We start from the raw sequence: 10,828 nt of genomic DNA on the forward strand, positions 1-10,828 counted from the left end.
AGATACAGGGGCGTCGCCAAGCGGTAAGGCAGCAGGTTTTGATCCTGCCATGCGTTGGTTCGAATCCAGCCGCCCCTGCCATTTTCTATACTCATCCAGGTTACCCTCAGCCTCTAGGTACTGCGCGTGTCCAAGATGATGGTCTTTACGGGGAATGCTAACCCCGATCTGGCTCGGCGTGTTGTACGTCAGCTGCATATCCCTCTCGGTGACATCTCTGTCGGTAAGTTCTCCGACGGCGAAATTACTGCCGAGATCAATGAAAACGTTCGCGGTAAAGACGTTTTCATTATTCAGCCGACCTGCGCTCCGACAAACGATAACCTGATGGAACTGGTAGTGATGGCTGATGCCTTCCGCCGCTCCTCGGCTACTCGTATCACTGCTGTTATTCCTTATTTTGGTTATGCCCGTCAGGATCGCCGTCCGCGTTCCGCACGTGTGGCTATCAGCGCGAAAGTCGTCGCTGACATGCTTACCGTAGTCGGCATCGACCGTGTTCTCACGGTTGATCTGCATGCTGACCAGATTCAGGGTTTCTTCGATATTCCGGTAGATAACATCTACGGCTCCCCGGTTCTGGTGGATGACATTGAAGATCAGCGCTTCGAAAACCTGATGATCGTGTCCCCGGACATTGGTGGCGTCGTGCGTGCACGTGCCGTTGCCAAGTCGCTGGGCGTGGATCTCGGGATCATCGACAAACGCCGTGAGAAAGCCAATCACTCTGAAGTGATGCATATCATCGGTGATGTCGAAGGGCGTACCTGCATTCTGGTCGATGACATGGTCGATACCGCCGGCACTCTGTGCCACGCGGCCAAGGCCCTGAAAGAGCATGGCGCAGCCAAGGTCTTTGCCTACTGCACACACCCTGTGCTGTCGGGTCGGGCCATCGAGAATATCGAAAATTCCGTGCTGGACGAGCTGGTGGTGACTAACACCATCCCGTTGTCCGCTGCAGCACAAGCTTGTGCACGTATCCGTCAACTGGATATCGCACCGGTTGTTGCCGAAGCGGTTCGCCGCATCAGCAATGAAGAATCGATCAGCGCGATGTTCCGTTAAGGGCCCAGCCCTTCTCGAAATGTCTCGTTGACGAAAAGCGCCCCGCCCCGGCATTCCTGTCGGGGCGGGGCTTTTTTGCCCATACCGTGTTTGGCGCTGGTCGCAAACGCCGCTCGGTCATGGCTATTTTGGAGATACAAAATGAACGAATTTACTCTGAATGCTGAAGTGCGTTCCGACCTGGGGAAAGGTGCGAGCCGCCGCCTGCGTCGTCTCGCCGCTCTGGTTCCTGCTGTTGTTTACGGTGGCGAAAAAGCCCCTGAATCCATCAGCATGCTGGCCAAAGAAGTTGCCAAACTGCTCGAAAACGAAGCGGCTTACAGCCACATCATCGAGCTGAACGTTGGTGGCACCAAGCAAAACGTGATCATCAAAGCTCTGCAACGTCACCCGTCCAAAGGCCACGTGCTGCACGCTGACTTCGTACGCGTTGTAGCGGGTCAGAAACTGACCGCTATCGTTCCTGTGCACTTCGTCAACGAAGCTGCTCCAGTGAAGAAAGGCGGCGAGATTTCGCACGTTGTTGCTGAAATCGAAGTGACCTGCCTGCCGAAAGATCTGCCTGAGTTCATCGAAGTCGACCTGGCTAACGCTGAAATCGGTTCGATCATTCACCTGTCGGACCTCAAAGCTCCTAAAGGCGTTGAGTTCGTTGCTCTGGCACACGGCGATGACAAGGCTGTTGCCAACGTCCACGCTCCACGTGTTGCTCCAGAAGCTACCGAAGAAGGCGCAGCAGAGTAATTCACTCTGTGAAGCCGGAGTGATCAAGTAACATCGCGGACTGGAACGTAGCGAGAAAGCGGGCGAGAACGCGGAGTTTACATCCATGGTAAATGAGCATTTTTCGTCCACTTTCGCCGCCTTTTCAGATCGCGGCGATGTTATCCACCACTCCAAGGAAGGGCCCCTATCGTGACTGCCATCAAACTGATCGTTGGCCTGGGAAATCCAGGCGCTGAATACGAACAGACCCGGCATAACGCAGGGGCCCTTTTTGTTGAGCGTATCGCCCACGCACAGAATGTAAATCTGGTGGCCGATCGCAAATATTTCGGCCTGACCGGGCGCTACTCGCATCAAGGTCAGGATGTTCGTCTGCTGATTCCCACCACCTACATGAACCGTAGCGGCCAGGCCGTGGCGGCTCTTGCCGGTTTCTTCCGCATCAAGCCTGAAGAAATCCTGGTGGCACACGACGAACTCGATCTGCCTCCCGGCGTCGCCAAGCTCAAGCAGGGCGGCGGTCATGGCGGTCACAACGGGTTGCGCGACATCATTGCGCAACTGGGCAATCAGAATACGTTCTACCGCCTGCGGCTTGGCATTGGCCACCCGGGCGTCGCCAGTATGGTTTCAAATTTCGTCCTGGGTCGTGCGCCACGCGCCGAACAGGAAAAACTCGATGCCAGCATCGACTTTGCCCTCGGCGTGCTGCCGGATATCCTCGCCGGTGAATGGAACCGCGCGATGAAAAACCTGCACAGCCAGAAGGCCTGACTCTACTCCGAGGGGAAACACCATGGGATTCAATTGCGGCATCGTCGGCCTGCCTAACGTCGGCAAGTCCACCCTGTTCAACGCCCTGACCAAATCCGGTATCGCGGCCGAGAACTTTCCCTTCTGCACCATCGAGCCGAACAGCGGCATCGTGCCGATGCCGGATCCGCGTCTGGAAGCCTTGGCGGCCATCGTCAATCCGAAGCGCATCCTGCCGACCACCATGGAATTCGTCGACATCGCAGGCCTGGTCGCCGGCGCTTCGAAAGGTGAAGGCCTGGGCAACAAGTTCCTGGCCAACATCCGTGAAACCGACGCCATCGCCCACGTCGTGCGCTGCTTCGAAGACGAAAACGTGATCCACGTTTCCAACAGCGTCGACCCGAAACGCGACATCGAAATCATCGACCTGGAACTGATCTTCGCCGACCTCGACAGCTGCGAAAAGCAACTGCAGAAAGTCGCGCGTAACGCCAAGGGTGGCGACAAGGACGCCGTCGTTCAGAAGGCTCTGCTGGAGCAACTGATCGCGCACTTCACCGAAGGCAAGCCTGCACGCAGCCTGATGAAGAACATGAGCACCGACGAGAAAACGGTGATCAAGGGCTTCCACCTGCTGACCACCAAACCGGTCATGTACATCGCCAACGTGGCTGAAGACGGTTTCGAGAACAACCCGCACCTGGACGTGGTCAAGGCCATCGCCGAAGAAGAAGGCGCTATGGTGGTTCCGGTCTGCAACAAGATCGAAGCCGAAATCGCCGAGCTCGATGACGGCGAAGAGAAGGACATGTTCCTTGAGGCCCTGGGCCTGGAAGAACCTGGCCTGAACCGCGTCATCCGCGCTGGCTACGAAATGCTGCACCTGCAGACCTACTTCACCGCCGGTGTCGAAGAAGTCCGCGCCTGGACCGTTAAAGTCGGCGCCACCGCGCCTCAGGCGGCTGGCGTGATCCACACCGACTTCGAGAAAGGCTTCATCCGTGCCGAAGTCATCGCCTACAACGACTTCATCCAGTACAAGGGCGAAGCCGGCACCAAAGAAGCCGGCAAATGGCGCCTGGAAGGCAAGGATTACATCGTTAAAGACGGCGACGTGATGCACTTCCGCTTTAACGTGTAAGCATCACGCCCAAGAAAAAGCCGCGTTTGATACGCGGCTTTTTTGTGCCTGAAATTCACTGTTACTTCTTGTGGAATGGTGGTGAATCAGGCCTTTTTGGTACGCGGCAAAAAGATCGCCAACCCCCCAAACAACGGCAAGAACGAGCACAGGAAATACACGTACTCAATCCCGTGCACATCTGCCAGATGCCCAAGCAGCGCCGCACCAATTCCGCCAAAACCAAACATCAAACCGAAGAACACGCCCGCGATCATCCCGACATTACCCGGCACCAGTTCCTGTGCATACACCACAATCGCCGAGAACGCCGAGGCGAGGATAAAGCCGATGACCACGCTGAGAATGCTGGTCCAGAACAGGTCGACGTGGGGCAAGATCAGCGTGAATGGCGCCACGCCGAGGATAGAGAACCAGATCACCGCCTTACGCCCGATCTTGTCGCCAATCGGCCCGCCGAAGAACGTACCCGCCGCCACTGCGCCCAGGAACAGGAACAAATGCAGCTGCGAACTGGCCACCGACAGGTCGAACTTCTCGATCAGGTAAAAAGTGAAGTAGCTGGTGAAACTGGCCATGTAGAAATACTTGGAAAATACCAGCAAACCAAGGACTACCAGCGCACTGGTCACCCTGCCCTTCGACAGTCCGTGAGTCGCCGCTTGACCGGCCTTGAGCTTGAACAGGTTGAGGTGATGGGCGTACCAGCGACTGATGCGGTAAAGCACGAACAGCGCAAACACCGCGAACAGACCGAACCACGCCACGTTGCCCTGACCGAACGGAATGATGATCGCCGCCGCCAGCAACGGGCCGAACGCCGAGCCCGCGTTACCACCGACCTGGAACGTCGATTGCGCCAGACCAAAGCGTCCGCCCGACGCCAACCGCGCGATACGCGACGCTTCCGGGTGAAAGGTTGAAGAACCGATCCCGATCAGCGCCGCCGCCAACAGAATCAACGGGAAGCTAGCGACCACCGACATCATCAGAATGCCGATCAATGTGCATACCGTCCCCGTCGGCAACAGCCACGGTTTCGGATGACGATCCGTGTGATACCCGACCCACGGCTGCAGCAGCGACGCGGTCAATTGAAAGGTCAGAGTGATCAGACCGACCTGGGTGAAGCTCAAGCCATAGTTGGCCTTTAACATCGGGTAGATCGACGGCAGCACCGACTGGATCAGGTCGTTGATCAAATGCGCCAGCGCCACCGCGCCGATGATGCGCATCACCAATGGACTGCTTTGAGCAGGAGCGGACGCCGAGGCAGCGGCGGGCTGAACGTTGCTGATAGCCATGAAAGTTTCCGTACAGCAGAGGGGTGCACGCAGGCAGGTGCGCCAATGTGCCATTTTTCGGTGCAGCAAAGCCATCCCCTTAGGCAGCTAACTAACTGGTTACTCGTCACCTCAAACTGATAGCGCAACGCCATGGTCTGAATCTTGCCTTGCTTCTTCCCCTGAACGCGGCCCCTTACAAAGGGGATCGAGAATGGGAAGTTTCGCTACAGAGCCAGCCTACAGAGCCGGCGAGAGTGAACTTTCGAGGCCTTTTAGCAGGGCACAACATCAAGGTCGCACGACCGCGATGCGCGCCAATGGTGCGTGGTGTCCAGAGGAGTCATGGGGCATGCAGGCTTTTTTATCACCGGGAATCAAATTGCTGGGGCGGTTTGGATTCGCGCGTAAATTTCAGCTGTTGTTTCTGCTGTTCATTCTGCCGCTGGCCGGCAGCCTGTTGATGATCGGCCAAGGTTATCGCGACAAACTCAATCTGATTGCCGTTGAACGCGCCGGCGTACAGCAGTTGCTCGCCCTTGATGCGCTCGACAACCTGCTGGCGGCACAACGCGACCGCGCTGCCCGCTGGCGTGCAACCGAAACCAACCGCCAGCCAACACCGGCGACGCTCGCCGCGATGGCCGCCTTCGACGCTGAACAGCCAGCGGTCACGCAAGCCGTCAGTGACCTGGGCGATGCGTTGAAGAATCAAGGCGCCGAGGGCGAAACCCTTGCCCGCTATCAGGCCTTGCAAACCGCATTGGACGGTCTGGACTCAAAAAGCCTCAGCGGCGTCGGTTGGTGGCCGGACGGTTACGACCGTTTCACCCATGCACTCAGCACCCTGCAAGCGTTGCGTGAACAGATCGTCATGGAAAACCGCCTGACCCTCGCGCCGTGGCTGGAAACCTACTTGCTGACGCAAATTTCGACGCAAGACGCGCCGGATCTGATCGAACGAGTCGGCCGCCTCGCCGCTGTCGGTCAGGCCTCGGTGGTGTCCGGACAGTTCACCTTGCAGAGCCGCCTGCAACTGCGCGATCTGCGCAGCCGGATTGGCGACGCCCGTGAACAATTAGTAAAAAACGCCGACCTTCTCAAAGCGCGCCTGCCCAGTGATCAACAAACCTGGGGGGCGCAGTATCAAGACAGCCTGCAGCGCCTGGATGCCGGCCTGAAAGTGCTGGATGACGGCATGTTCGGCGGCAGCATCAACCTTAAGCCTGAGGACTTCGAGCGTAGCCTGGACGCCCTGCTCGGCGATCTCGCCACACTGCGCCAGCAATCGCTGATGTCCCTGGATCAGCGACTGGACTACTACCATGGCTCGGCCATCCGCCAGTTCATTATCGTGGCGGCCATCTTCGGCTGCCTGCTACTGGCCGCGCTGTACCTGTTCATTTGCCTGCAAGCCTCGATCCGGCGCAGCGCCAGCGGCATCACCGTGCTGGCCGAAGCCCTGCGCGACGGCAATCTGAGCCTGCAAGTGCCGGTGGTGGGCCGTGATGAGTTGGCGGCGATCAGCACCGCCCTCAACGTCGCCGTGGTGCAATTGCGCACCAGCATGCTCGGCGTCGATCACGAGACCTCGCAACTGAGCAACGCGGTGCGTAGCCTCAATGATCATTCCAGCGGCGCGCTGGGCGAAGTCGAAGCGCAGCAGTTGCAGATCAGCCAGATTGCCGCTGCCGCCACACAACTGGCCGCCACCTCCCAAGGTGTGGCGCAGAGTTGCGAACAGGCTTCCGACAGCGCCCAGCACACCCGGCGCATCGCTGCTGACAGCAGTCGCGACAGCCAGCGCACCACGGCGAGCATTCAACAGCTCAATCAACGCCTCAACGAAACCGCTGCGGCACTGGGCAGGGTCAGCGAACAAGGGCAGCAGATCCAACTGGTGGTCGACACCATTCGCGGCGTCGCCGAACAGACCAACTTGTTGGCGCTCAACGCCGCGATTGAAGCGGCACGCGCCGGTGAACAGGGGCGCGGTTTTGCCGTGGTCGCTGACGAAGTACGCAGCCTGTCGCAACGTACGCAGTCGTCCACCGCGCAGATTGCCGGCACCGTCGATAGCCTGCGCGCCACGGTCAACGAAGCGGTAAGCCTGATGGAAGCCGCCTGCGGCCAGGCGCAATCGGATGCCGAAGCGGTCACCGGCCTCGGCGAACGGCTGGGGGAAATTGCCAGCGCCGTGCAGAGCGTTACCGATACGCTGGCGCAGATCGCCACGGCGGTTGAAGAGCAAGCGAGCACCGCCGATGAGGTCAGTGGCAATATCCAACAGGTTGATCAGGCCGCCGTGCGTTTGCTTGAAGGCGCACGGGCAGTGAATCTGGCGGCGGACACATTGAGTCAGGGCAGCCATGCCTTGAGCGCCAATACCGCAAGATTCCAACTGCGTTGACACCCTGCCCGGCCCGGATTTTCCGGGCCGGAGGATAAGCGGTTGAAAATAAGAAGAAATATTTTAAATTTACGCTTGACGCTTTTCCATTTCAGGGGAATAATGCGCGCCACTTGGCTACATAGCTCAGTTGGTTAGAGCATAGCATTCATAATGCTGGGGTCCGGGGTTCAAGTCCCTGTGTAGCCACCAAGTACTAAAAACGGCTTACCGAAAGGTAGGCCGTTTTTTTATGCCTCAAGAAAAGTGGCGGCGCTGTAGCGAAGGCCTCTGGCAAAGGGAGCGGCGCAGGAGTCATCAAAACACCTTGAGTTACGCACCTGACCAAAGCGTCTGATATTAATCTTGCCTGACGATATCGACCGAGATCTCCACTGCCGCAATAGGGCCTCTGTTCTCAAGCCAGTGCGTAGTGTTTCTGTCCTCGGGCCACCCCACCCCGGGTCCATAGTCCGTGGCGACGCCATGTCGATGGTCAGTGATCGTTCCTTGCAGTATGTAAACAGTACCGGGTCGGTCTTGATGGCTATGAACCGGCCCGAAGACGCCTCCAGGCTCAATGGTCACCATCCGCATTCGAAGTTGACGCCCTGCCATGCCTTCAATCTCAGGGCCGAGGTCAACGGTTGCAAGTAATGTCACCGCCACACCTTTTGTCTCAGGTGCCATCTGTTCGTTGATCATCACGCGCACCTCTCAGGCTATACAGGAACGACTGGATATGAGCACCTTCGGTGCGATCACATGTCCCTATCAGCGTAGAAGTATCTGAGCCATATCGGGCGCTCGTTGTGCAGAATCCTCAGGCCTCACGCGGGCCATTGATCCATCAGAAAAGTCGCCAGTACATGAAGGACAAATACCCGCATGGTTTGCGTCCTTCATGGTCGGTCGATAAAGTCCCACAGACTTTTACCCCACGGACGGAGAGCCCGCGTGTTTTCAGCCTTGCCCTTGAGCCGCTTTCGCCTGCCAGCCCTGACGCTGATCATCAGCGCCCTGACCCTCACCGCGTGCAACGCCCCGCCCGCCTCGACCCTGCCTTTGGCGCCGGAAGCCGCCTCCGGTTATCGCACCGATCTGCAAACCCGTCACGCCAGCAAACACTTGGCCGCTGCGGCGAACCCACTGGCCGCTGAGGCCGGGCGCGAGATGCTGCGTCAGGGCGGTTCGGCGATTGATGCGGCGATTGCGATGCAAGCGGTGCTGACGTTGGTTGAACCGCAATCCTCCGGGATTGGTGGCGGCGCGATGATCGTATTGTGGGATGGCAAAAAAGTGCAGACCTATGACGGTCGCGAAACCGCGCCGGCCGGTGCCACCGAGAAGCTGTTCCTGCAAGCGGACGGTAAACCGATGCCGTTCCCACAGGCGCAGATTGGCGGCCGGTCGGTCGGCACACCGGGCGTGTTGCGCGCACTGGAACTGGCGCATAAACAGCACGGTCGCCTGCCGTGGGCGAAGCTGTTCGAGCCGGCGATCAAACTTGCCGAGCAGGGTTTCGCAATCTCTCCTCGCCTGCATTCACTTCTCGTGTCAGATCCGGTGATTCGCCAGTCGCCGGACATGGCCAAGTATTTCCTCAACGCCGATGGCAGCGTCAAAGCCATTGGCACACGCCTGCAAAACCCGGCGCTGGCCGCCGTGTTCAAACGCATTGCCAGCGAAGGCGCCGATGCGCTGTACAAAGGCCCGATTGCCGAAGAGATCGTCGCCAAGGTTCAGGGGCACGCCAACCCCGGCAGTCTGTCGCTGAACGATCTGCAGCGTTATCAGGCCAAGGAACGTGCGCCGCTGTGCACTGACTACAAACGCTGGCAGGTCTGCGGCATGCCGCCACCGTCGTCGGGCGGGATCGCCGTGGCGCAGATTCTCGGCACCTTGCAGGCCCTGCAAATCCGCGATCCGCGCTGGGCACTGGCACCACTCAAACCGCTGAAGACTGACAAACCGGCCGGCATCGAACCCGATCCACAAGCGGTGCACCTGATCGCCGAAGCTGAGCGACTGGCCTACGCCGACCGCGCGCAATACGTCGCCGACACTGACTTCGTGCCGGTACCGGTCAAAGGTCTGGTTGACCCAGGCTATCTCGCCAGTCGCGCCAGCCTGATCGGCGAACGCAGCATGGGCAGCGCCAAACCGGGCACGCCGCCGGGCGTGCAGGTAGCCTACGCGCCGGACCGCTCGCCGCTGCGCATTTCCACCTCGCAAGTGGTGGCGGTGGATGACCTCGGCGGCGCCGTGTCGATGACCACCACCATCGAAGCGGCATTCGGCTCGCACCTGATGGTTCAGGGCTTTTTGCTGAACAATCAGTTGACCGACTTCTCGTTCATCCCCGAAGAGAACGGGCAGAAAGTTGCCAACCGCGTCGAACCCGGCAAACGCCCACGCTCGTCGATGGCACCCACGCTGATCTTCGATCGCAACAGCGGCGAATTCCTCGCCGGCGTCGGCTCACCGGGCGGCTCGCAGATCATCGAATACGTCGCCAAAACCACCGTCGGCCTGCTCGACTGGAATCTCGACCCGCAAAGCGCCATCAGCCTGCCCAACTTCGGCAGCCGCAACGGGCCGACCGAACTGGAGCAAGGCCAGTTCAGCCCGGCGCTGATTCAGGCGCTCAAGGACAAAGGTCACGCGGTGAATGAAATCGATATGACCAGCGGCACCCAAGCCATCGTGCGGGTCAAGGATGCGCAGGGGAAAGCGACGTTGGAAGGTGGCGCGGACCCACGGCGTGAGGGGGAAGCGTTGGGGGATTGAGGATTATGTAGTGAATGGAAAAGGCTTACCGGGAGGTAGGTCTTTTTTGTTGGGCAGTTTGCGAAATATTGATAGTCGCCATTGGCGGCTGCTTATTTCGCGGGCACGGAGTTCGGCTCCGTGCCATGAATCCACAAAGCTATTCAGCGAGTTTTTGGTGTGACTCCAAATCCACAAGCCGAGAAGTTGGACCATCGGCTTTCAGGCGATCAGTGACCACTTTTGGCCACAGGTTTCGGGAGCGGCGTTTGGCAACGCTGTAGGTGAGTTCCTGGATTCGAAAACAGGGATTAAGAAGAAGTGTGCCGACAACCATTACTACGTCGGTTCCACCCAAGTATTTTCTTCCGCCATTTTCGGCTCTGGTTTTTTTAATGCCAGCGAGGGTGTCCCTGAACCAGCCACTCATGTTGGGTTTCACCGCCAATTGGCTCTGAACAAAAGCATCTGACTCACTGTGATTCCCGTATTCATCGAAATAAGGGCCGTTGTTCATGTATGAGCGGATGTACTCCCAAAAACTCTTTTGCATTTCCAGGGATTTACCAAACGGGGCACCGAGGCTGACCATGAGCGCCGTTTCCGGCTCTTCAAATTTCCACACCCGGATTTCCAGCGATGCGCTCTGCATTCCGCCTATGTGGGTGCCAACGACCTGGAACTCATTGGCCACGG

General features: G+C 58.5%; 9 protein-coding genes and 2 tRNA genes. 8 read left to right on the forward strand and 3 right to left on the reverse strand.

What is annotated here, in order from left to right:
• Positions 1-6: 6 nt before the first annotated feature.
• The 5 genes from K5E40_RS15615 to ychF all read left to right on the forward strand — a co-directional run bounded on the left by K5E40_RS15615 (position 7) and on the right by ychF (position 3,691).
• A tRNA-Gln gene (locus K5E40_RS15615) sits at positions 7-81 on the forward strand.
• Between the two features lie 45 nt (positions 82-126).
• Positions 127-1,068 carry a ribose-phosphate pyrophosphokinase gene (locus tag K5E40_RS15620; protein ID WP_003171603.1) on the forward strand — a complete coding sequence of 314 codons (942 nt, stop codon included), beginning with the start codon at positions 127-129 and terminating at the stop codon, positions 1,066-1,068.
• 141 nt (positions 1,069-1,209) lie between these two features.
• Complete coding sequence (locus tag K5E40_RS15625) at positions 1,210-1,812, forward strand: 50S ribosomal protein L25/general stress protein Ctc (RefSeq protein ID WP_221731572.1); 603 nt, start codon at positions 1,210-1,212, stop codon at positions 1,810-1,812.
• A 171-nt stretch (positions 1,813-1,983) separates the two neighbouring features.
• Positions 1,984-2,568 carry an aminoacyl-tRNA hydrolase gene (pth, locus tag K5E40_RS15630; RefSeq protein WP_016773203.1) on the forward strand — a complete coding sequence of 195 codons (585 nt, stop codon included), beginning with the start codon at positions 1,984-1,986 and terminating at the stop codon, positions 2,566-2,568.
• 22 nt (positions 2,569-2,590) lie between these two features.
• The gene (ychF, locus tag K5E40_RS15635) at positions 2,591-3,691 is read left to right on the forward strand and encodes a redox-regulated ATPase YchF (RefSeq protein ID WP_221731573.1); all 1,101 of its coding nucleotides are present in this window, start codon (positions 2,591-2,593) and stop codon (positions 3,689-3,691) included.
• Positions 3,692-3,777: 86 nt separating this feature from the next.
• Here the strand turns inward: ychF and K5E40_RS15640 are convergent, their stop codons facing one another.
• Positions 3,778-4,995, reverse strand: a complete 1,218-nt coding sequence (locus tag K5E40_RS15640) for an MFS transporter (protein ID WP_221731574.1) — start codon at positions 4,993-4,995, stop codon at positions 3,778-3,780.
• 331 nt (positions 4,996-5,326) lie between these two features.
• Here K5E40_RS15640 and K5E40_RS15645 point away from each other — a divergent pair, with 331 nt between their 5' ends.
• Positions 5,327-7,384 carry a methyl-accepting chemotaxis protein gene (locus K5E40_RS15645; RefSeq protein WP_221731575.1) on the forward strand — a complete coding sequence of 686 codons (2,058 nt, stop codon included), beginning with the start codon at positions 5,327-5,329 and terminating at the stop codon, positions 7,382-7,384.
• A gap of 115 nt (positions 7,385-7,499) precedes the next feature.
• Positions 7,500-7,576, forward strand: a tRNA-Met gene (locus K5E40_RS15650).
• A 147-nt stretch (positions 7,577-7,723) separates the two neighbouring features.
• Here K5E40_RS15650 and K5E40_RS15655 read toward each other — a convergent pair.
• On the reverse strand, positions 7,724-8,068 hold the full coding sequence (locus K5E40_RS15655; RefSeq protein ID WP_221731576.1) for a cupin domain-containing protein: 345 nt from the start codon (positions 8,066-8,068) through the stop codon (positions 7,724-7,726).
• 252 nt (positions 8,069-8,320) lie between these two features.
• On the opposite strand from K5E40_RS15655, the gene ggt reads away from it, so the two are divergent.
• Positions 8,321-10,153: a gamma-glutamyltransferase gene (gene ggt, locus K5E40_RS15660; RefSeq protein WP_221731577.1), complete on the forward strand. Its 1,833-nt coding sequence runs from the start codon at positions 8,321-8,323 to the stop codon at positions 10,151-10,153.
• 139 nt (positions 10,154-10,292) lie between these two features.
• On the opposite strand, the gene K5E40_RS15665 is transcribed toward ggt, so the two are convergent.
• Positions 10,293-10,826 carry a hypothetical protein gene (locus K5E40_RS15665; protein ID WP_311775955.1) on the reverse strand — a complete coding sequence of 178 codons (534 nt, stop codon included), beginning with the start codon at positions 10,824-10,826 and terminating at the stop codon, positions 10,293-10,295.
• Positions 10,827-10,828 lie beyond the last annotated feature (2 nt).

Origin of the sequence: Pseudomonas baetica (assembly GCF_019733355.1) — a bacterium.
Classification (GTDB): Bacteria; Pseudomonadota; Gammaproteobacteria; order Pseudomonadales; family Pseudomonadaceae; genus Aquipseudomonas; species Aquipseudomonas baetica_A.

Excerpts from the sequence above, each read along its gene's own strand:
- K5E40_RS15655 (WP_221731576.1), bottom strand. The coding sequence starts at position 8,068 with ATGATCAACGAACAGATGGCACCTGAGACAAAAGGTGTGGCGGTGACA.
- K5E40_RS15640 (WP_221731574.1), bottom strand. The coding sequence starts at position 4,995 with ATGGCTATCAGCAACGTTCAGCCCGCCGCTGCCTCGGCGTCCGCTCCT.
- ychF (WP_221731573.1), top strand. The coding sequence starts at position 2,591 with ATGGGATTCAATTGCGGCATCGTCGGCCTGCCTAACGTCGGCAAGTCC.
- K5E40_RS15645 (WP_221731575.1), top strand. The coding sequence starts at position 5,327 with ATGCAGGCTTTTTTATCACCGGGAATCAAATTGCTGGGGCGGTTTGGA.
- K5E40_RS15625 (WP_221731572.1), top strand. The coding sequence starts at position 1,210 with ATGAACGAATTTACTCTGAATGCTGAAGTGCGTTCCGACCTGGGGAAA.